General features: G+C 66.6%; 20 protein-coding genes. 7 read left to right on the forward strand and 13 right to left on the reverse strand.

Going from position 1 to position 19,852, the window contains the following annotated elements; genetic code table 11:
* Positions 1-2 precede the first annotated feature (2 nt).
* The 5 genes from ABZ720_RS11785 (at position 3) to ABZ720_RS11805 (ending at position 6,342) form a co-directional block, all read left to right on the forward strand.
* Positions 3-1,067 carry an ABC transporter substrate-binding protein gene (locus ABZ720_RS11785; protein ID WP_366555719.1) on the forward strand — a complete coding sequence of 355 codons (1,065 nt, stop codon included), beginning with the start codon at positions 3-5 and terminating at the stop codon, positions 1,065-1,067.
* A gap of 226 nt (positions 1,068-1,293) precedes the next feature.
* Positions 1,294-2,076: an SDR family oxidoreductase gene (locus ABZ720_RS11790; RefSeq protein ID WP_366555720.1), complete on the forward strand. Its 783-nt coding sequence runs from the start codon at positions 1,294-1,296 to the stop codon at positions 2,074-2,076.
* A 95-nt stretch (positions 2,077-2,171) separates the two neighbouring features.
* Complete coding sequence (locus tag ABZ720_RS11795; protein WP_366555721.1) at positions 2,172-2,909, forward strand: SDR family NAD(P)-dependent oxidoreductase; 738 nt, start codon at positions 2,172-2,174, stop codon at positions 2,907-2,909.
* Between the two features lie 139 nt (positions 2,910-3,048).
* Positions 3,049-4,515, forward strand: coding sequence for a catalase (locus tag ABZ720_RS11800; RefSeq protein ID WP_366555722.1), 1,467 nt, complete (start codon positions 3,049-3,051; stop codon positions 4,513-4,515).
* Between the two features lie 282 nt (positions 4,516-4,797).
* A complete protein-coding gene (locus ABZ720_RS11805; protein WP_366555723.1) occupies positions 4,798-6,342 on the forward strand; it encodes a Fic family protein in 1,545 nt (514 codons plus the stop codon).
* A gap of 24 nt (positions 6,343-6,366) precedes the next feature.
* Here the strand turns inward: ABZ720_RS11805 and ABZ720_RS11810 are convergent, their stop codons facing one another.
* The 13 genes from ABZ720_RS11810 to ABZ720_RS11870 form a co-directional block, all read right to left on the reverse strand.
* Entirely contained in the window at positions 6,367-8,115 is a 1,749-nt protein-coding gene (locus ABZ720_RS11810; protein ID WP_366555724.1) for a complex I subunit 5 family protein, read from the reverse strand.
* Positions 8,112-9,626 (reverse strand): proton-conducting transporter transmembrane domain-containing protein, encoded by a 1,515-nt coding sequence (locus ABZ720_RS11815; RefSeq protein WP_366555725.1) that lies wholly within the window; start codon positions 9,624-9,626, stop codon positions 8,112-8,114. The genes ABZ720_RS11810 and ABZ720_RS11815 overlap by 4 nt, the downstream gene beginning before the upstream one ends.
* Positions 9,623-11,107, reverse strand: coding sequence for a complex I subunit 5 family protein (locus tag ABZ720_RS11820; protein ID WP_366555726.1), 1,485 nt, complete (start codon positions 11,105-11,107; stop codon positions 9,623-9,625). The genes ABZ720_RS11815 and ABZ720_RS11820 overlap by 4 nt, the downstream gene beginning before the upstream one ends.
* A gap of 6 nt (positions 11,108-11,113) precedes the next feature.
* The gene (locus ABZ720_RS11825) at positions 11,114-11,440 is read right to left on the reverse strand and encodes an NADH-quinone oxidoreductase subunit K (RefSeq protein WP_366555727.1); all 327 of its coding nucleotides are present in this window, start codon (positions 11,438-11,440) and stop codon (positions 11,114-11,116) included.
* Complete coding sequence (mbhE, locus tag ABZ720_RS11830) at positions 11,437-12,156, reverse strand: hydrogen gas-evolving membrane-bound hydrogenase subunit E (protein ID WP_366555728.1); 720 nt, start codon at positions 12,154-12,156, stop codon at positions 11,437-11,439. The genes ABZ720_RS11825 and mbhE overlap by 4 nt, the downstream gene beginning before the upstream one ends.
* A 4-nt stretch (positions 12,157-12,160) precedes the next feature.
* A complete protein-coding gene (locus ABZ720_RS11835; protein WP_366555729.1) occupies positions 12,161-12,436 on the reverse strand; it encodes a Na(+)/H(+) antiporter subunit B in 276 nt (91 codons plus the stop codon).
* Positions 12,433-12,726, reverse strand: coding sequence for a monovalent cation/H(+) antiporter subunit G (gene mnhG, locus ABZ720_RS11840; RefSeq protein ID WP_366555730.1), 294 nt, complete (start codon positions 12,724-12,726; stop codon positions 12,433-12,435). The genes ABZ720_RS11835 and mnhG overlap by 4 nt, the downstream gene beginning before the upstream one ends.
* The gene (locus ABZ720_RS11845; RefSeq protein ID WP_366555731.1) at positions 12,723-13,004 is read right to left on the reverse strand and encodes an MrpF/PhaF family protein; all 282 of its coding nucleotides are present in this window, start codon (positions 13,002-13,004) and stop codon (positions 12,723-12,725) included. Before ABZ720_RS11845 ends, mnhG begins: the two co-directional genes overlap by 4 nt.
* Positions 13,001-13,513, reverse strand: a complete 513-nt coding sequence (locus ABZ720_RS11850; RefSeq protein ID WP_366555732.1) for a Na+/H+ antiporter subunit E — start codon at positions 13,511-13,513, stop codon at positions 13,001-13,003. The genes ABZ720_RS11845 and ABZ720_RS11850 overlap by 4 nt, the downstream gene beginning before the upstream one ends.
* A gap of 80 nt (positions 13,514-13,593) precedes the next feature.
* Entirely contained in the window at positions 13,594-14,574 is a 981-nt protein-coding gene (locus tag ABZ720_RS11855; protein ID WP_366555733.1) for an HpcH/HpaI aldolase/citrate lyase family protein, read from the reverse strand.
* Positions 14,575-14,725: 151 nt separating this feature from the next.
* Complete coding sequence (xerD, locus tag ABZ720_RS11860) at positions 14,726-15,733, reverse strand: site-specific tyrosine recombinase XerD (protein WP_366555734.1); 1,008 nt, start codon at positions 15,731-15,733, stop codon at positions 14,726-14,728.
* 14 nt (positions 15,734-15,747) lie between these two features.
* Positions 15,748-17,721: a coiled-coil domain-containing protein gene (locus ABZ720_RS11865; protein WP_366555735.1), complete on the reverse strand. Its 1,974-nt coding sequence runs from the start codon at positions 17,719-17,721 to the stop codon at positions 15,748-15,750.
* Positions 17,702-17,842 (reverse strand): hypothetical protein, encoded by a 141-nt coding sequence (locus tag ABZ720_RS11870; RefSeq protein WP_366555736.1) that lies wholly within the window; start codon positions 17,840-17,842, stop codon positions 17,702-17,704. The genes ABZ720_RS11865 and ABZ720_RS11870 overlap by 20 nt, the downstream gene beginning before the upstream one ends.
* A 250-nt stretch (positions 17,843-18,092) precedes the next feature.
* On the opposite strand from ABZ720_RS11870, the gene ABZ720_RS11875 reads away from it, so the two are divergent.
* Positions 18,093-18,704 (forward strand): shikimate kinase, encoded by a 612-nt coding sequence (locus ABZ720_RS11875; RefSeq protein WP_366555737.1) that lies wholly within the window; start codon positions 18,093-18,095, stop codon positions 18,702-18,704.
* A complete protein-coding gene (aroB, locus tag ABZ720_RS11880; RefSeq protein WP_438264096.1) occupies positions 18,679-19,839 on the forward strand; it encodes a 3-dehydroquinate synthase in 1,161 nt (386 codons plus the stop codon). The genes ABZ720_RS11875 and aroB overlap by 26 nt, the downstream gene beginning before the upstream one ends.
* Positions 19,840-19,852: the final 13 nt, after the last annotated feature.

Below are 19,852 nucleotides of genomic sequence, written 5' to 3' on the forward strand. Positions count from 1 at the left end.
GGATGATCAAGAAAATTGCCCTTGCCGCCGGGTTGGCAGTCACCCTGCCACTCGCGGCCAACGCGCAGGATGACGACCTCATCCCGCTCAACGCCGGCATGGTTTCCGGCATTGACCAGCTCGGCCTGCCCATCGCCCTGGAGCAGGGCTTCTTCGAGAAGCACGGCCTCGACGTGCACATCGCCAACCCCTATGCGACCGGCGTCGACTCCCTCAACGCCCTGCAGTCAGGTGAGGTGGACACGGTCCAGGTCGGCGTGCCCATGATCGGCGCCGTGGTGCGCGGCATGGATCTGGTGGCGCTCGGCAACTACAGCGGCAACGCCGCGCAGCTTGGTTCCGACACCACCATGGCCCTCGCCGCGGCCGAAGGCTCCGGCATCGACGGCGACGACCTCTCCACCCTGGAAGGCAAGCGCGTCGCGGCCTCCTTCGGCACCATCAACCATCTCTATGTCCTGGCCCTGATCGAGGCCGGTGGCCTGGAGGTGAGCGACGTCAATCTCGTCAACACCCCGCCGCCCGACATGACGGTGGCTCTGCTCGCCGACGGCATCGATGCCTTCGTGGGCTGGGATCCCTGGCCGATCATGGCGCAGACGGACGTGCCCGGCGCCTATGAGGTCGTACGCGGCGGCAACTACATCTCCTACGTCGGCTTCAATGTCGCCATGCGCGATTGGGTGAGCGAGAACGGCGAGACGGTCGAAAAGTACCTGGCCGCCCTCTCCGAGGCCGATCAGTGGATGCGTGCCAATCCTGAGGATGCCGCCCAGGTGGCGACCCGCTGGATCCCCGGCCTCGACATCGAGGTGGCCGAGGAAGCCATGGGCTACAACATTCAGCAGGCTGACCGCCGGCTCTCCGCCAACAACTACGCGGCGCTGCATGCCGCGGTCGACACCCTGCATCGCCTGGGCTTCATCGACGACACCTTCGACGTCAATGAGCACATCGATTCGACCCACATCGTGAAGGTGATGGAAGAGCAGCCGGACCTCTTCTCCGATCTGCCGGCCATCCCGGAAGACGCTAGAATCACGGACGGCTATCACTTCGAGCCGTGAGTTAGGTCGTGCTTTGCGGTCCCGCCGTCATTGCGACGGCGGGACCCTTCTTTTCCGCACCACCGCCTTCTAAGGGTTTCAGATTGAACGCGTGAATCCGGTCTAACACTAAAGAGATAGTGCAGATTCACGCGTTCCACTTGGATCGCGAAGCGATTCCAGTGGAACGCGATCTGCACTAAAATCCGACGAACGGCAGCACCACAAAGTCGAGGAGCAAGACAAGATGGATCTGGGAATCAAGGGAAAGACGGCAATCGTCTGCGGCGGCTCCAAGGGGCTGGGCCGTGGTTCGGCCGAGAAGCTGGCCGAGGCCGGCGTCAATCTGGTCCTGAACGCCCGCAGCGAAGGGCCACTGAATGAAGCCGCCGAGGCCATCGCATCTCATCACGGCGTGAGCGTCACCCCCGTGGCCGCCGACGTCACCACCCCCGAGGGACGCGGGAAGCTGCTGGAAGCCGCGCCCGCGCCGGACATCGTCATCACCAACGCCGGTGGCCCGCCGCCGGGGATGTGGCACGACTGGGGTGAGGAGGAGTGGCAGAACGCGCTGCGCGCCAACATGCTCTCCCCGATCCACCTGATCACCGCGGTGCTGCCGGGCATGATCGAGCGACGCTGGGGCCGCATCGTCAACATCACCTCCGGCTCGGTGAAAGCCCCGATCCCGGCCCTGGGCCTCTCGGGCGCGGCACGCAGCGGGCTCACCGGCTTTGTCGCCGGCACCGCCCGCCAGGTCGCCCAGTACGGCGTGACGATCAACAACCTGCTGCCAGGCCAGCATGAGACGGCGCGCATCGAAGCCCTCATCAACAACACGGCCAAGTCCAAAAACATCTCGGTCGAGGAAGCCCGGGCCCAGGCCCAGTCGGCCAACCCCACCGGCCGCTTCGGCACCACGGAGGAATTCGGCGCCACCTGTGCCTTCCTCTGCAGCGCCTATGCCGGCTACGTCGTGGGGCAGAACTGGCTCCTGGACGGCGGCGCCTTCAACTCGACGCTGGGCTGAGCCTTCGCGGGCGCGGCCCTTTCACAAACACTCACACACCCATTGCGGGGCGCAGGCCTGGGTCTGCGCCCCGCTTTGCATCGACGAGGACAGGAATGGCAGTCGAAAGCCAGCAGGTACGCTATGACTTCACCGGTCGCACGGCGGTCGTAACCGGCGGAAGCAACGGCATTGGTGCCGCCATCGCGGCCGCATTGTCGCAGAGCGGCGCGGAAGTGGTGGTCTGGGATCGCGCGGCACGCTCCGACGGCCGCAACGCCTTCACCGTGGACGTCACCCAGCCCGGATCGATCACCGAGGCACTCGACGCCACCCTGGCCAGTCATGGCCGGGTGGACATGCTGGTCAACAACGCCGGATACGCCGGCCCGACCATGCCGCTGGAGGACTATCCGCCCCGGGAATGGCGCAACCTCATCGAGGTCAATCTCATCGGCGTGTTCAACGTCTGCCAGGCCGTGGTCCCCCATCTTCGCCGCAGCGACCAGGGTCGTATCGTCAACATCGCCTCCCTGGCGGGCAAGGAAGGCACCCCCAACGCCTCTGCCTACAGCGCGGCCAAGGCCGGTGTCATCGCGCTTACCAAGTCGCTCGGCAAGGAACTGGCGGACAGCGGCGTGCTGGCCAATGTCATCGCCCCGGCCGCCGTCGACACGCCGCTGCTGCAACAGATGTCCGCAGAGCACGTAGAAACGATGATCCGCAAGAGTCCCATGGGTCGGCTGGGCAGCGTCGAGGAGGTCGCCCGCCTCGTGCTCTGGCTGTGCAGCCGGGACTGCAGTTTCAGCACCGGCGGCGTGTTTGACCTCTCCGGGGGGCGTGCCACCTACTGATACTCCCGCAACGATAGGCCCGTTATCGCTTGTGCTGCGTCAAACCATGGCCACATCCTTGGTGGTACATTGACAATCGTCACGAATACCCGGCTTCCGGAAGCCGGACCTCCTATCACAAGTCAGGGGAGCACCGACCATGAGCGATATCGGCAAGAAAAGCGGCACCGGCTCCACCATGAGCACCGGCGCTCCGGCTCCCAGTGATCGCAATTCACTGACGGTTGGGCCAGACGGACCGATCGTGCTGCACGACGTCCATTTCCTGGAGCAGATGGCGCACTTCAATCGAGAGAAGGTGCCCGAGCGCCAGCCACACGCCAAGGGTTCCGGTGCCTTCGGTGTCTTCGAGACGACCGAGGACGTCTCCACCTACACCAAGGCCGCCCTCTTCCAGCCCGGCGCCAAGACGGAGATGCTGGCCCGCTTCTCCACCGTCGCCGGCGAGGCCGGCAGCCCGGATACCTGGCGCGACGTGCGCGGCTTCTCGCTGAAGTTCTACACGGACGAGGGCAACTACGACCTGGTCGGCAACAACACGCCGGTCTTCTTCGTCCGCGATACGATGAAGTTCCCGCACTTCATCCGCAGCCAGAAGCGCTTGCCGGACTCGGGCCTGCGCGACAATCACATGCAGTGGGATTTCTGGACCAACAATCCGGAATCGGCGCACCAGGTCACCTACCTCATGGGCGAGCGCGGGCTGCCGCGCAGCTGGCGCAACATGAACGGCTACGGCTCCCACACCTACATGTGGGTCAATGCGCAGGGCGAGAAGTTCTGGGTGAAGTATCACTTCCACACCCATCAGGGGATGAAACACTTCAGCAACGCGGAAGCCGCCAAGATGGCCGGCGACGACGCCGACTTCCATCGCCGCGACCTCTTCGATGCCATCGCCCGCAGCGAGCATCCGAGCTGGACCCTGTCGGTTCAGGTCATGCCCTACGCCGAAGCCAAGGCCTACCGCATCAATCCCTTCGACCTGACCAAGACCTGGTCCCACAAGGACTATCCGCTGATCAGGGTCGGCACCATGACCTTGAACCGCAATCCGGAGAACTTCTTCGCCCAGATCGAGCAGGCGGCCTTCTCGCCAGGCAACACCGTGCCGGGCATCGGCCTTTCGCCGGACAAGATGCTGCTGGGCCGCGCCTTTGCGTACAACGACGCCCAGCGCAACCGCATCGGCACGAATTTCCACCAGTTGCCGGTGAACCAGCCCAAGGTGCCGGTGAACACCTACATGTTCGACGGCCAGATGGCTTACCACCACAGCGGCAATGCCCCGGTCTATGTCCCCAACAGCGGCGGGCGAACCTGGGCCGACGAGACGGGTGTCATGGACGAAAGCTGGGAAGCCGACGGCGAATTGGTGCGCAGCGCCTACACCCTGCGCCCGGACGACGACGACTTCACCCAGCCGGGCATCCTGGTGCGCGAGGTCTTCAATGACGCCCAGCGCGCGCAGCTGGTCGAGACGCTCACCGGCGCCCTGAAGGGCGTGCGCGAACCCGTACTCAGCCGCGCCTTCCAGTACTGGAAGAACATCGACGCGGATGTCGGCGCACGCATCGAGGACGCCGTCCGCTCCCAGAACGGATAGTGCCTCATCCGGCTCCGCGGCAGCGACGCCGTGGAGCCGGATATTCTACTGATCTGCGTTCCCTCACCATTGCCAACTGAGTCTGGCTCGCGAAGGTGCAAAGGTTGCAAGCCACCGGTCCTGCCACCCGGCCATCGGTGAAACAGGCGGCGAAGCCCCGCTTCCGAACCATACCCTTTTTCACAGTAGTTCCCTTCCGCGAAGCATTTTTCACGTGCTAGGATCAATTTTCAGGGGAACGGTGTCCCGGGGATCCGCTGTTACGGGAAGGGCACGTTTTTCATGGCTGCCTCGACGCAGACTCGCTTTTCAGGGCCGGTGACGGTTTTTCAGGAAAGGCGCCTCCCGGAGACTGCGACGCCAGCCGGCTATGCCGCGCTGATCGACGCCTACAACCTGGCCGCCCCGCTGCCCCGGGCGCTCTCGGCGATTGGCGAGCGCCACCGAATCAGAGAGCAGGACGGATGGCGGATCATGACGCCGCGTCACGCTCCGCATCCAACCCTCGAAGGAAACCTCACCTTCGCCCTCAAGTATGAGGGTCTCGATCTTGCGGTCCTCAAGCGCCTGTTCGCCGCCACCGGCCCGGTCGCCATCGAAGCGCTCGTGCGGGATAAGCCCACTGGCAGCTACGCCCGCCGCATCTGGTTTCTCTATGAATGGCTCACCGGAAGCCGCCTCGATCTGCCGGATGCCGCCGGGGGACGCTACGTGCCTGTGGTCGATCCTAACCAGCAATATGCGTCGGAAGGGGAGAATGCGCCGCGCTACCGGGTAAGGAACAACCTGCCCGGCACGCCGGATTTCTGCCCGCTGGTCTACCGTACCGAAGCGCTGGAACGCTTTGCAGCGCTGAACCTGCCGCAGCGCGCGCAGGATATCGTCGCCGCCGTTCCGCGCGACATCCTCACCCGCACCGCCGCATTCCTACTGCTCAAGGACTCACGGTCGAGCTATGCGATCGAGGGCGAACGCCCGCCAAAGGACCGCATTCAGCGCTGGGGGCGCGCCATCGGCGAGGCTGGCCGGCGACCGCTCGATCCCGAAGAATTGCTGCGCCTGCAACGCATCGTCATAGGCGATGCACGCTTCGTAAAGCTCGGCTTCCGCCAGCAAGGCGGCTTCGTCGGCGCCCATGACCGCGAATCCCGCATGCCACTCCCGGACCATATCAGCGCCCGCCATGAGGACCTGCCGGCACTGATCGACGGCATGGTCGCGTTTGACCGCGGCCCAGCGCAGAGCCTCGATGCGGTGATCGCCGCCGCGATTCTCGCCTTCGGCTTTATCTATACTCACCCGTTTGAGGACGGCAACGGCCGAATTCAACGCTACCTCATCCACCATGTGCTGGCTGAACGCGGCTTCAATCCGCCTGGCGTCATTTTCCCGGTGTCATCGGCGATTCTGGAACGGATCGACGATTATCGCGCTGTGCTCGAGAGCTACTCCGAGCGCCTACAGCCGCTTATCGAATGGGAGCCAACGGACAGCTTCAACGTGCGGGTTCTGAATGACACAGGGGACTTTTACCGCTTCTTCGATGCAACCCCGCACGCGGAATTCCTTTACGCCTGTGTCCACAAGACCATTGAAGAAGATCTGCCACAGGAAACCGACTTCCTGCGCCGCTACGATCAATTCCGCAGCGAGATCGAAGCCTTCCTCGACATGCCCGAGCGCATGATCGACCTGCTCTTTCGCTTCCTTCATCAGAACGAAGGTCGCCTCTCCCGCCGCACCCGTGAAAAGGAGTTCGCAGTCCTTACCGATGAGGAAGCGGTGCGGATCGAGGAGAGCTACCGCACAGCCTTCGGCCCGGAGTGACGCTCGGAAAGCTGTCGCTCATGTCTATGGCACCAAGATCACCAGCAGCAAAAGCCCTGACAGCAGCAACAGCGTGATCGGCAGTCCTTGTGGCCGGACCAGGGCCTGCTCCCATTTCTGCACAGTATCGGCCAGGCCTTGGCTGGTGGCAGTGACAAACCGGGGACGGCGCCGCAAAGGGCGGGCAAGGGTGATGTAGAGCCGATGGCCGCTCTCGCGCACTCTGTCCTGGCTGGGAGCCAAGGCGATCAGGTCACCCTCGGCAACCTCCGGCCTCGGCAAGCCAAGTCGACGCCCGGCAAGGCTCCAGAGGGCGGCCAGAACGAGCGCCAGCAGCAACGGCCAGGCGCTCTCCCACAGGCCATAGGCAGTGACCGCCTTTCCCGCCACCTCGTCGCCTTCGACCAGAACCAGCCCCCAGGCGAAGAGTTGGGCCAGAACTGCCGTGCCGACGAAGGGCAGCCAGAAGAGCCAGCCTGCCCCGGCGGCCTCCTTCTTCTCTCCACCCTGCTTACGCGGTTCGGCCGCCAGAGCCACCAGGAAACGCAGCATCAGCAAGGCCGTACCCGCTGCCGACCAGGAGAGCAGAGCCCCCACCAGGGCGGCGGCCTCGCCCTGGGCCTCCTCCACACCCTGCTTGACCAGCAACTTCGCCAGGCTGCCGCCGGTCAGCGGTGCGCCGGCAATGGCCACGGCTGCCAGGGCCGCCACGCTCAGGGCCAGGAGGCGCCCCGTGCGACCCTGCTGCACCACACCCACGGACAGGAAGAGCGCGCCCTTGGAGAAGCCGTGGTGCAGGGCATAGAAGACCACAGCCGGCAGTAGCAGCGGTGCGGCCTGGGGTGAGGCCTGCACCACGCCCAGGGCCGAGATCAGCACGCCCATCTGGCTGAGACTGGAATAGGCCAGGATGGTCTTGGGGTTGCGCTGCGGCAGGCCGAGCAGCACCCCATAGAAGGCCGTCAGCATGCCCAAAGCAGCCATCAGCAGCCCCGGGCGCGCCAGCGCCGCCTCCCCCAGCGGCAGGAAGAGCAGCATGCCCAACAGGCCAGCCTTGATCATCGCGCCGGACAGCACGGCCGAGGCCGGCGTCGGCGCGGCTGGGTGGGCGAGCGGCAGCCAGACATGCAGCGGGAACTGCCCCGCCTTGATGGCAAAGCCGAAGAACAGCAGCAGCGGCGTGAGGGCCCCACCCTCGGCCAGTGCGACCGGCATATCGGCGATCATCAGGCTGTCGGCTGCGGAAACGGCACGCAGCAGACCCCAGAGCAGCGCCATCTCGCCGATGAGCGAAAGCACCAGATAGACGCGGCCCGCCCGGTAGGCCCGCTCCCCCCGCTCGAAGACCACGAGCATGTAGGAGCAGAGCGTCATCAGGCTGAAGAAGAGGTAGAAGCCCGGCGCATCCAGCGCAACGATGAGGCCCAGATTGCCGCCCATGGAGGCCAGAAAGAAGGCGTTGTAGCGGTGCTGCGCCGCATCGCGCGGGATGTAGCCGCGCCCATACAAGCCAGCCGCCATCCACAGCAGGGCAGTCATCACCAATAGCAGGCGCCGCGGCCCATCGAGCCCCAGGTCCAGCCCGAGCAAGACCGTTTCCAGCAGCAGATCACCACCCGGCTGCACCAGCAGGGCGGCCGCCAGGGCCGGCAGCGGTGCCAGCGGCAGAAGGCGCGCCACCCACTCCCGACTGCGCGGCGGCACCACCGCCAGCGCCATGAGCAGCGGCAGCAGCGGCGTGAGCGCCAGGCTGACAGCGGCAAGAGGGGTCATGGCAGGGTGTACTCCCGCGCGACGATCAGGCGGGCCCACTCCAGCGGGCTGACCGGAAAGGCGGCAAACACGCCCGCACCCAGCGCGGCCATGGCGGTGAAGACGCCCGGCAGCACCAGCCAGAGCGGAGCCTCCCACCGACCCGCCGGCCGCTCGGGCCAGTCCACTCGCGCCGGTCGGAACCAGGCGCGATAGAGCGGCGGCAGGAAGTAGGCGGCGTTCAGCAGGCTGCTGCCCACCAGGACAGGTATCACCCACCCCTGCCCGGCCTGCAGGCTGCCCAGCCCCAGGTACCACTTGGAAATGAAACCCGCCATGGGTGGCAGGCCGATCATGCCCAGCGCCCCGGCACTGAAGGCCAACATCGTCAGAGGCATGCGCGCGCCCAGCCCGTCCATCTCGTCGATGCGGTGGATGCCCAGCTTTTTCTGGAAGAGCCCGGCGCAAAAGAAGAGGGTGATCTTCATGATGCCCTGGTGCACCAGATGCGCCAGGCAGCCGATGAATCCGAGCGGCGTGAGCAGCGAGGCGCCGAGCACGATGTAGGACACCTGGCTGACCGTCGAATAGGCTAGGCGGCGCTTGATCTCCTCCTGCCGCAGGGCGATGAGCGACCCCAGCAGGATCGTGGCCGAGGCCAGGATGGTGAGCGGCAGGCCAAGGTGCAGCGCCTGCATCAGTTCGATGCCGTAGACATCGAAGACCACGCGCACGACGCCGAAAGCCCCCGCCTTGACCACCGCCACCGCGTGCAGCAGCGCACTGACCGGCGCCGGGGCGACCATCGCGGCCGGCAGCCAGCCGTGCAGCGGCATGACGGCTGCCTTCACGCCCAGGCCGCCAATCAACAGGGCGAAGATCACCGTCAGCGTGAGCGGTGACTCCTGGGCCAGCGCGACCATGCCCAGCGGCGGCTCCAGGAAGCTGCCGCTGCCCGCCGCCACTTCCAGCCAGAGAATGCCCAGCAGCAGGACGGCACTGCCGGTCAGGGTATAGCGCAGATAAGTGCGCCCCGCGGCCAGCGACTTGTCATCGCCCTGGTGCGCCACCAGCGGCAGGGTCGAGAGGGTCAGCAGCTCATAGAAGATGAAGAAGGTGAAGAGGTTGCCTGATAGCGCGATGCCGACAGTCGAGGCCACACAGAGGCTGAAAAAACCGAAAAAGCGGCGCTGCTCGCCGTCGTCCTGCAGATAGGCAATGGCGTAGATCGTGGTCACGAACCAGAGCAGGGCCGACAGCGTGATGAACAGCAGTGCCAGTGCGTCGATGTGCATCAGCAGCTCAAGGCCCGCCCCCAGAGGCAGGCGGAAGCTGTAACTCTGCCCCTGATAGACGCCCCAGAGCATCGCCATGACGACGAGCAGCTTCATCCCGGCGCCGGCCAGGTTGACCAGATTGCGCAGTCGCTGCGCGTCGCGCCCGAGAAGGAAGATGGTGACCGCCGGCACCAGCGAGCAGGCGAGCAGCAACAAGGGGTAACTCCACCCGGGCAGGAGCAGAAGGGGCGTCATGGCGAGATCTCCCCTGCGCCCGGATAGCTCAGGCTGAGCAGCTCGATCAGCGGCTGCGCTGCCAGGCCGAGCAGCAGCGAGAGACAGGCGAGGCTCATGGCGGCGGCGCTTTGAAAGCCGCTGCCACCGCGTTCGTGCTGTGCTTCTTCCGCTGGCGGGCGAAAGGCCGGCAGAATGAAGCGCAGCAGATAGCCAGCCGCCAGCAGACCGCCCACCAGCAGCACCGCAACCTGCCACCAACTCCGGGCCTCCAGAGCCGCACCCAGGAGCAGCCACTTGGCCAGGAAGCCGCCGCTGGGCGGCAGCGCCATGATGGACAGTCCCGCCAGAGCCAGCGCGAAGAGCGGCACCGGCGCCAGTCGGCTGGCACCGGCCATGGCTTCGCGCCGGTCACTGCCCAAGCGCAACACCAGGGCACCGGCAGCCAGGAACATCGCCGCCTTGGCGACGCCGTGGGAGAGCAGATGCAAAAGCGCGCCGCTCCAGGCCCGCTCGCCCAGCGCGCCGCCGGCCTGGGCCAGCGGAAAGACGAACAGGAGATAGCCGAGCTGCGCCACCGTGGAGTAGGCGATCATCAGCTTCAGCCGCTCCTGCCTCAGCGCCAAGAGGGAGCCCCAGAGCACGGCCACGGCGCCGAGCACTCCCAGCAGTGTCCAGGCGCCAGGTCCGGGCACCTCCGGGAAGACCTCGAACCAGAGGCGCAGCAGCAGATAGAGCGGTGCCTTGACCGCCAGCGCCGAGAGCACCGCACTGATCGGTGGCAAGGCGCTGGAATGCGCCGGCGGCAGCCAGAAATGCAGTGGCCAGATGGCCGCCTTGAGCAGCAAGCCCAGGGTGATAAGGGTCAGGGCCGCCAGCATGACCGGCGCGGCCGTCGCGCCTTCGGCCACCAGCGTCAGGTCCAGCACCCCCAGTGCCGCGTAGATCAGCGCCACGCCAAGCAGGTAGAACAGCGACCCCAGCGTGGCGAGCAGCAGGTAGCGCATCTGCGCCACCAGCGCCGTGGTCGCTCCGGAGAGCGCCACCAGGGCCACGCCGCCCAGGCCGGCGATCTCCAGCGCGACGTAGAGATTGAAGAGGTCGTGGGAGAGATAGACGGTGTTGAGACCGGACCAGAGAAAGAGCAGCAGAGCCCAGAAGATCCGGCCCTCACGGGCCGGGCTCTGCGCGCGCCACTGATAGAGCAGCACGGCCGCCATGACCGCAGTGGTCATGAGCATGAAGGCCAGCGCCAGGCCGTCGGCGCGCAGGCCGATGCCCAGAGGCGCGTTCCAACCGCCCAGCCAGACCAATAGCCTCTGGTCGTGGCCAATAGCCTGCCCAAGAGCCAGCAACAGCACCAACTGCAGCGCGACCGCCAGGGGAGGAACCACGCGGAGCAGGGCCGCGCCCGGCAGCAGCAGGATTGCCGCAAGCCCGGCGGGCAAAACCACCAGCAGCGGCAGCAGCAAGCCCGGTTCCAGTAGGAAGCCCGCGGCCATCCAGCCTCAGTCCTGCTTCTGCTCGCGCTCGGCAGCCGCCGCGGCGGCTTCCAGCTCGATGCAGCCGGTGGCGCGATAGAGCCGAAGCGTCAGGGCCAGGGCCAGGGCCGTGGTCGCCAGCGAGACGACGATGCCGGTGATCACCAGGGCCTGAGGCACGGGATCGGTGGTTTCGCCGCGGGCCGCCATGGCGCCGAAGAAGAGGAAGATCCCGCCGGCCATGACATTGAGCGCAATGATCCGTCGCACCAGGTGCCGGCGGGTGAGAAAGGCGTGCAGGGCGAGTAGGAAAAGCGCCAGCCCAGCCAGGGCAAAGAGCAGGCTTTGTGTCATTGCGGCTCGCCCTCCTCCCGCGGTAGCCCGCTGGCCAGCAGGAATAGGAGCACCGCCACGGACAGGGCGATGCCCGCCTCGATGGTCAGGATCAGCGGCTTGGCCAGGGCCTCTGGATAGTCGAGGAAGACGCCACTACCCAGCCCCACCGCCAACCCGACCCCGGCGAAGAGCAGGAAGCCGGCCACGGCCGCCGCGCGCAGCCAGGCTGCTCCATGGGGCGGCGCCGGCAGGACCTTGCCCAGCACCAGCAGAATCGTCACGGCGGTCAGAATCGTCCCGGCCTGAAAGGCGCCACCAGCCTCCTCGGCACCGAGCCAGAAGAGGTAGAAGGCGGAGAGCAGTACCAGCGGCGCCAGGGCCTTCAGCAGCAGCAGCAACTGCGGCTCCGCCGCGCCGGGTGTCAGGAAGTTGCCACTGGGGGCCGACCAGGGTGCCTCCGGCATCAAGCCCCAAAGCCCCACCAGCGCCAGCAGCAGCACCGCCTTCTCCAAGAGGGTGTCGAAGGCGCGAAAGTTAATCAGCACGGCGTTGACCGGGTTGTCGAGGCCACTGCGCGGCAGGGCGGCGCGCACAGGCTCGGCAAGGCCGGTCGCCTCACCGGCGAGGGTGACGGCGACATAGGCCAAGCCGGCAAAAGCCACCAGAGCCGCCAGCGCCAGCAGGGTGGCGCTCAGGCCGAAGGGCGGCTCCTGCTCGTCGATGGCGCCGAACACCGCGTCAGTCCTCCTGGGACTTGCGTGACTTCGACGACTGGGCTGACAGCCGAGACAGCGTGGCGATCACCAGCGCGCCGGTGACGCCGGCCCCCACCGCCGCTTCCGCCAGAGCGATGTCCGGTGCCGACAGCCGCAGCCAGGCCAGAGCCAGCAGCAGTCCGAAGACGATAAAGAAGACAGCCGAGGCGAAGATCCGCCGATGCCAGAAGGCAAGCGTCGCCACGCCAAGCAGCAGCAGAACAAGAAGGCCATCGAAAACGGCTTCTGCCAGGCTCATTCCCAGTCTCCCTGCCGTTCGTCACCATGGGCGTGCTGCGCCACGAGCTGTGCTGCCGTGGCAGCGGCGAGCATCGCGACGATCCAGACCAGCAGCAGCTTGATCGCCTGCAGGACGTCGGCGGCCTGAAGCGCCAGCCCCACAACCACGAAGCCCAGGCCCAGGTTGTCGGCCTTGGTCAGGGCATGAAGGCGGGAGAAGACATCCGGCAGGCGCAGCAGCCCCAAGGTGCCGGCAAGAAAGAACAGGGCCCCGACCAGGATCAGCGAGATGGACACAAAGTCGATCATGGCCGCCGCTTCCGTTCAGCCGGCGGAATGCGCCGGGCGCAACGCACAAAGGCAACCGTGCTGAGTGCCGCGAGCAGGGCGAAGGTGAGCGCGATGTCGACGGCGGCCCCCTGGTCGCTGGCCGCACCGAGAAGGAGCACAGTCGCCAGACCGGTGGTGCCAAAGAGCTGCGCGGCCATCATGCGATCCGCCGGTGCCGGTCCGCGGAGCACGCGCCAGAGACCCAACAGAATGGTGAGCAGGAGGAAGGCTGCAACGGCGAGGTAGAAGTCTGTCATCGCGGCGGCTCCCGGCTGAACAGGCGGGCAATCGCCTCTTCTTCCCGCGCGAGCTGCCGTTGCTCCCCGCCAGCGCGACTGAGGAGATGAATCAAGGCGTCACCGCCTTCCAGGCGCGCACCCAGCGTACCGGGCATCAGGCTGAGGCTGTCACAGAAAAGGACGCGCTGGGTCTCTTCGGAAACGCGGCAGCGGTAGTGCAGGAACTCCGGTGAGACCGGTAGGCGCGGGTGAAACACCCGCCAGGCCACATCCACGCCGCCGACGAAGGAGCGCCACAGGAAATGCAGGAGGTAGCGCGGCAGTGCGAGAAGCCGCAGGCGGCGACCGCCTCTCTTCCAGATGGTGAGGCTGACACTTGCCGCCGCCAGCGCAGCGACAACGCCCGGAATAAGGAAGTCCGCCCGGCCGCCGGAGAGCAGCAGCCAGAGCGCGTAGAAGAGGGGAAAATGAACGCAGAGCCGGCGAAACCAGTCCGGTCCCCACCTTTGCTCCGCTTGACGGGGCATCACACCTCCCTTTCGCCGGCCCGCCCCAGCGGACCGGCGTCATCGATGGGGGTGCCAAGAGACGATAGCGCCGTCTCCCCTCACCCGGCGTCGGCGATGGCCTTTGCCTTTTCGACCAGAACCTCGGCCTGCTTGATGGAGGCGATGTCGATCAGACGCCCATCGAGCGTGACCGCGCCCTTGCCTTCCTTCTGGGCCTGAGCCATGGCCTCGATAATGCGGTTGGCCTTCTCTATTTCCTCGTCGCTGGGGGCGAAGAGTTCGTTGGCCAGGTCAATCTGGGTCGGATGGATGGCCCACTTGCCTTCGCAGCCGAGAACCGCTGCGCGGCGCGCCTGGGCCTTGTAGCCTTCCTGGTCCTGGATGTCGCCGAAGGGACCATCCACAGGGCGCAGGCCGGCGGCACGGGCCGCCACCACCATGCGGGCGATGGCATAGTGCCACATGTCGCCCCAGTGATAGTCGCGATTGCCCTGGTCGTCGGCATCGGTCAGCACGCCATAGAGCGGATTGGGACCACCGATGTTGGTCGTGCGCGCGCGGGTGGAGGCGGCATAGTCGGCCACGCCGAAGTGCAGAGACTCATTGCGCTTGGAGGCATGGGCGATGGCATCGACATTGGACATGCCCAGGGCCGTTTCGATGATGTGCTCGAAGCCCAGCCGCTTCTTGCGGCCGACCGCGTCTTCTACCTGCGTGACCAGCATGTCGACCGCATAGACATCCGCCACGGTGCCAACCTTGGGGACCATTATGAGGTCGAGCCGCTCGCCGCCCTGCTCGATCAGGTCGACCACGTCACGATACATGTAGTGGGTGTCGAGGCCGTTGATGCGCACGGACACGGTCTTCTTGCCGAAATCGACTTCGTTGAGCGCGCGGACGATATTCTTGCGCGCCTGCGCCTTGTCATCGGGCGCCACCGCATCTTCCAGGTCGAGGAACACGACGTCGGCCGGAGCCTCGGCCGCCTTCTCGATGAAGCGGTAGTTGCTCCCCGGCACCGCCAACTCACTGCGGTTCAGTCGGGCGCGCGCCTGTTCGACGATCGTGAAACTCATTGCCCTGTCCTTCCTCGTTATCGGGCGCGGCCGGGACGGCCCGCGCTCGTGTTACTTCAGCCCGGCTGTGCGTGCGGCACGGACGACCAACAGAATCGCCGCCCGCGCCGCATCGGCGAACAGGCAAAATTATAGACCGGCCTTGCGGCTTTCAACCGCGATTGGCGACCCGCTTGGCCGGAGGCGGCTCCACCTCGTCGCTCGGATCATTGGCCACGGGCTTGGCAAGGGGATGGTTCTCCCGCACCAGCGACTTCAAGCGCTCATCGACCACATGGGTGTAGATCTGCGTGGTGGCGATGTCGGCGTGTCCCAGCATCTGCTGCACCGCCCGCAGGTCGGCGCCGCGCGCCAGGAGATGGCTGGCAAAGGCATGGCGCAGCACATGGGGCGAAACCTTGCCCGGCTCCACTCCGGCGTCGGAGGCCAATTCCTTGAGCAGCTGCGCCATACGATGGCGGGTCAGATGACCGCCGGCGCTGCGCGAGGGAAAGAGCCAGCGCTCATCCTCGCCACGCTTCAGGAACATGAGTCGCACTGCCTTGTAGTCGGCCAGGGCCTGCCGCGCCGGCTTTCCGAGCGGCACCATCCGCTCACGCCCGCCCTTGCCCCGGATCAGCAGCGTTTCCGTGTCGCGCGCCACCGCCGAATAGGGCAGCCCCACCAGTTCGGAAACGCGCAAGCCGGTGGCATAGAGTACTTCCAGCAAGGCCACCAGGCGCAGTCCCTCAGGCCCGTCCTTGCGCCGGGCCGCATCGAGCAGCCGGTCGACCTCCTGTTCGCTCAGGATCTTGGGCAAACGACGGCCCTGCTGCGGGCTTTCCAGTTGGGCAGTCGGGTCTTCCTGGCGCCAGCCTTCTTCCTGCATGAAACGGAAGAACTGCCGCAGGGCAGACAAGCGCCGGGCGACGGTGCGCGGCGACAGGCCGCTCTCGGAAAGGTGCGCAACATAGGCGCGCAGGTCGTCGGCTTCCGCCGCGCCCAGCTTCACATCCCGGCCGTTCAAGAAAGCCGCAGCATCGTGCAGATCGCGACGATAGGCATCGAGCGTGTTCCGCGCCGCCCCCCGTTCGGCCGCCAACATTTCGAGAAATGCGTCGACGCGCCCGTCAACTTCGGTGACTGGAATCCGTCGAGAAGCCCTGCGCGCAGCGGACATGATCTTTGTGTTCCTCAATAGTCTTGAACTAGTAGTGTTTCGATGGCGATGGCCCGCGCTTCGGTCGTGAGATCGACACGGGTCAGAGCATCCAGAACTTCGATAAGCGCCTGGGGGTGGGCCTCATCGAGCGGCCCCTCACCCAGAAGATGGAGCGCCTGCAGCAGCGTTTCACCCCGAAACCCATCGGTTGCGGCGCCGCGTAGACCGTAGAGGCCGGAGGCCGAGGGTGGCCCCATGCCACCCACCCGCGACACCATGCGCGGCGCGTCTTCGCCGCTGCGACCATCCAGCGCGGCGATCATGCCGCGCAGCTGGCTTTGCATTTCCTCGACCTGCAGCGTGTTGCCATTGCCTTGCACGAGCCGGCGCCAGCCATCGATGTCGAGCACGGCGTCGGTCTCTAGGCCAGCGACACGCGCCAGCGGCCAGATTTCCGCATAGGCGCGGCGCGCGGCATCACTGCTGCCCGCCGCGCTGCGCAGTAGCGAGACCCAGGCCGCGGCACGCTCCAGGCGCCCGGAGACGATCAGCGCCTTAGCAGCCAACGCCGCACCCTCGCGCAGTTCCATGCCGGGATTGACACCGAGCAGAAGCCCGCCGGCGGCTTTCAGCCCGGCCAGGGTCAAGCCGTCGGCGGCCGCAGCGTCCACGTAGGCCTGCAGCAGCGCCACCTGCTCCTGCGGATCATGGCTGCGCCAGGCGCCCTTGTAGAGCAGGGCGCGCGCAAGCGCCGGCTCCAGGCCGGCCGCCGCGCCGCGTGGATCATTCAGTTCCGCACCGGAGAAGCGGGCGCGCTCGTAGGCTTCCGCCAAGCTGCGAGCGGGCAATAGATCGCGGCCCACCGCAGATTCCGTCAGGCGCAAGCGCTCCTCCGCCGGCACCGCGCTCAATCGGCTGACGGCGGCGAGAATGCGCGCATCGCTCGTCTGCAGCAGCGCCGGCGCCGGAGCGGCATCCAGCGCCGCCAAATAGGCAAGGGTCAGGGCATCGGCTTCCCGCGGCTCTGGTGGCTGGCCCCGTCCCAGCGCCGCCTCGGCCAGAGCGATGCGCTGCGCATCCCCTTCATCCAGTTCGCGCAGCAGCGACAGCCCCAGGCTGGCGGCCGCTTCCTCTCCTTCGCTGATCTGGCAATAGATCAGGGCTTCCTGCCAGAAGGCCGTATCGGAAAAGCGTTCGATGGTGCCGCGCGTCACCCGGCAGGCCTCGGCCCGGTTTCGGGTGAGCAAAGCAGCCTCCACGTGCAGCCGGGCAAGACGCTGATTCTGCTCGGCATTGCGCGGCAAGCGCCGCAAGAGCTCGAGCAGCTCTTCCTGGGCACCGAGATTGGCAAGCGCCTCTGCGCGCGCTTCGAGCAGATCGCCCGACCCGCCGAGGGCACTGCGATTTCGCGGCGGCGCGGCCGTGGACAGCAGGAGGCGCACGGCACCGTTGCGCAGCGCCGGTGATTGCAGGGAGGGCAGCGTGCGAATGAGGCGCACGATCTCTTCCCGATCGCTCCCCTGCCAGAGATCGTAGCCCAGGCCGCCGTCCCCCGGATCGAGCGTGCCGGCCGTTTCCGGAATGCCGCTGCTCAGCGGATCGACCTCGATGCCGCCGCGAATGACGTAGGGTCCATCGCCGGGGTCCGCCTGTGGGCGGTCCAGAGCGGGGGGCTGTACCAATCCGGTCCGTGCAGGCTCGCTACCGGGTGCGGGTGCGGCCTCGAAGGAGTCGCCGGGCTGCTCATACGGATCGGGTACCCGCGGGAATCCGCTGCCGGAAGGCTCCTGGACATCGCCGCCCCGGACTCCAGCGCCGCCGGAGCCGGAAGCGCTGTCACCCTGCGGGAAGAGCTGGCGCGGCTGACCGGTGGCATAGCTGCTGGTCTGCGCCTCAGCCTTTGGCGACAGCGTCAGCAGGGCGAGCGCGCCGGCCGTCAGCAGCGCCAGGCGGCCCAGGGCGGCCGCTCTTCCAGCGCTCCGGGCGTCAGTCGTCCATGCGCGCATCGGGAACCACCTTCTCGACGGTCTGGGTTGGCCGCTCTACGTCCACCACCAACAGGGCGGCAGCGGCCCCGACCAGACCGACGATGAGCAGCAGAATGAGAAAGAGTCCGACCCGACGCATCACTGACTTCCGTACCGTAAATTGCAGGCTCCACGCCTCGGAGCAGGCGACCCCGCGGCGACGCTCATGCGACAGGCAATGACCGGGCTTGCCCCAAACCCCAACGATGGTGATAAGGTTCGACCATGGCGAAAACGCGGCATCACCGCCCGAAAGATAAGTGCGCGCCCCCGGTGGCGCAACGACAGTCGGTTACCCAATCGGCGGCCACGACGGCATGCACCACGCCGACGCGGGGAAAGCGCGCGTCATGACGGGGCTGTCGCAAGAGCATAATCCGGTGCCGGTACGCGATATCGACCAACGACGGCACATCGTGCTGATCGGCCTGATGGGGGCAGGCAAGTCCTGCGTCGGACGTCGGCTGGCCACTCGACTTGGCTGGGACTTCGTCGATGCCGACAGCGAGATCGAAACCGCAGCCGGCTGCAGCATTCCCGAGATTTTCGAGCGCCACGGCGAGCGCTACTTTCGCGACGGCGAACGCCGGGTGATCGCCCGTCTGCTGGCTGCCGAGCGCCCCCAGGTGATTGCCACCGGCGGCGGAGCCTACATGGATGCGGAAACCCGTGCCGCCATAGCGCACGCTGGCGTGGCCGTTTGGCTGCGGGCGGACCTCGATGTGCTGGTGCGGCGCACCGCACGCCGCGACAATCGGCCACTGCTGAAAAAGGACAATCCTCGGCGAGTCCTGAAGGACCTGATGGAGGAGCGCTACCCCATCTACGCGCAAGCCGACCTGACGGTGGACAGCGCCGATGGACCACTGGAGGCCAGCGTGGCGCGCGTCCTGCAGACCCTGCAAGACGAAGGATGGCTGCCAGCAGCCGCAAGCAATGGAGAGACGCGTGAGCGGTCATGACCGGCTGCTCGTCGGATTGGGCGAGCGCAGCTATGAAATCCTGATCGGCGAAGGCCTGATCGCAAAGGCCGGCGAACTGATCGCGCCGCTTCTGGCCAGCCCGAGGGTGCTGATCGTCACGGACTCCCAGGTGGAGCAGCTGCACCTGCCCATCCTGCAGCGCGCCCTGGACCACGCCGGCATCCGGCACGAAGCCTTCGTGGTACCCGCCGGCGAGGCCAGCAAGAGCTTCGAGCGCTTTGCCCAGCTCTGCGAGGAACTCCTGCGCGCCGGGGTCGACCGCCACAGCACCCTGGTGGCGCTGGGCGGCGGCGTGGTGGGCGACCTTTGCGGCTTTGCGGCTGCCGTGCTGCTGCGCGGCATTGAGTTCATCCAGATTCCAACCACCCTCCTGGCCCAGGTGGACAGCTCCGTCGGTGGCAAGACCGGCATCAACACCGGCATCGGCAAGAACCTGGTGGGCGCCTTCCACCAGCCGAAGCTGGTGCTGGCCGACACGACGGTGCTCTCCACCCTGCCCGAGCGCGACCTGCTCGCCGGCTATGCCGAGGTGGCGAAATGCGGCTTGCTGGGCGATGCCGCTTTCTTCACCTGGCTGGAAGGGCACGGCCACCTGGTAATCGAAGGCGACAGCAAGGCAAGGCGTGAGGCGGTGCGACGCGCTTGCGCCATGAAGGCCGACGTGGTGGCAGCCGACGAGAAGGAAGGCGGTCAGCGCAAGCTGCTGAACCTCGGGCACACCTTCGGCCACGCGCTGGAGGCAGAGTGCGGCTACGACGGCGACCTCTTGCACGGCGAGGCCGTGGCCATCGGCATGGTGCTGGCCTTCGAGCTGTCAGCCCAGCTCGGCCACTGTTCCGCTGACGACGCCGATCGCGTTCGGCGCCACCTGTCGGCGCTGGACCTGCCCACCGGCTTCGAGCGCCTGGCAGCGCGTGCCTGGCATCCCCAGCAGCTGATCGAGCACATGCGCCACGACAAGAAGGCACGCGACGGTCGGCTGACTTTCATCCTTGCCCACGGCATCGGCCAGGCTTTCGTGACCGATACGGTTCCGGAAGCGGAGGTGGAGCATCTCTTGACGGAACGGATCGGCGAGATCATCGCGGATGACTCCTCCGCCCTGCTGACCTGATCGCTCCACACTG

Origin of the sequence: Aquibaculum sediminis (assembly GCF_040712085.1) — a bacterium.
GTDB lineage: Bacteria > Pseudomonadota > Alphaproteobacteria > Kiloniellales > DSM-21159 > Aquibaculum > Aquibaculum sediminis.

Coding starts and splice junctions, on each gene's coding strand:
- ABZ720_RS11835 (WP_366555729.1), bottom strand. CDS start 12,436: ATGAGCCTGGCAGAAGCCGTTTTCGATGGCCTTCTTGTTCTGCTGCTG.
- xerD (WP_366555734.1), bottom strand. CDS start 15,733: ATGTCCGCTGCGCGCAGGGCTTCTCGACGGATTCCAGTCACCGAAGTT.
- ABZ720_RS11810 (WP_366555724.1), bottom strand. CDS start 8,115: ATGACCCCTCTTGCCGCTGTCAGCCTGGCGCTCACGCCGCTGCTGCCG.
- ABZ720_RS11790 (WP_366555720.1), top strand. CDS start 1,294: ATGGATCTGGGAATCAAGGGAAAGACGGCAATCGTCTGCGGCGGCTCC.
- ABZ720_RS11865 (WP_366555735.1), bottom strand. CDS start 17,721: ATGCGCGCATGGACGACTGACGCCCGGAGCGCTGGAAGAGCGGCCGCC.
- ABZ720_RS11875 (WP_366555737.1), top strand. CDS start 18,093: ATGACGGGGCTGTCGCAAGAGCATAATCCGGTGCCGGTACGCGATATC.
- ABZ720_RS11825 (WP_366555727.1), bottom strand. CDS start 11,440: ATGACACAAAGCCTGCTCTTTGCCCTGGCTGGGCTGGCGCTTTTCCTA.
- ABZ720_RS11870 (WP_366555736.1), bottom strand. CDS start 17,842: ATGCGTCGGGTCGGACTCTTTCTCATTCTGCTGCTCATCGTCGGTCTG.
- ABZ720_RS11795 (WP_366555721.1), top strand. CDS start 2,172: ATGGCAGTCGAAAGCCAGCAGGTACGCTATGACTTCACCGGTCGCACG.
- ABZ720_RS11800 (WP_366555722.1), top strand. CDS start 3,049: ATGAGCGATATCGGCAAGAAAAGCGGCACCGGCTCCACCATGAGCACC.
- ABZ720_RS11815 (WP_366555725.1), bottom strand. CDS start 9,626: ATGACGCCCCTTCTGCTCCTGCCCGGGTGGAGTTACCCCTTGTTGCTG.
- aroB (WP_438264096.1), top strand. CDS start 18,679: ATGGAGAGACGCGTGAGCGGTCATGACCGGCTGCTCGTCGGATTGGGC.
- mnhG (WP_366555730.1), bottom strand. CDS start 12,726: ATGATCGACTTTGTGTCCATCTCGCTGATCCTGGTCGGGGCCCTGTTC.
- ABZ720_RS11850 (WP_366555732.1), bottom strand. CDS start 13,513: ATGCCCCGTCAAGCGGAGCAAAGGTGGGGACCGGACTGGTTTCGCCGG.
- ABZ720_RS11785 (WP_366555719.1), top strand. CDS start 3: ATGATCAAGAAAATTGCCCTTGCCGCCGGGTTGGCAGTCACCCTGCCA.
- ABZ720_RS11845 (WP_366555731.1), bottom strand. CDS start 13,004: ATGACAGACTTCTACCTCGCCGTTGCAGCCTTCCTCCTGCTCACCATT.
- ABZ720_RS11820 (WP_366555726.1), bottom strand. CDS start 11,107: ATGGCCGCGGGCTTCCTACTGGAACCGGGCTTGCTGCTGCCGCTGCTG.
- ABZ720_RS11805 (WP_366555723.1), top strand. CDS start 4,798: ATGGCTGCCTCGACGCAGACTCGCTTTTCAGGGCCGGTGACGGTTTTT.
- ABZ720_RS11855 (WP_366555733.1), bottom strand. CDS start 14,574: ATGAGTTTCACGATCGTCGAACAGGCGCGCGCCCGACTGAACCGCAGT.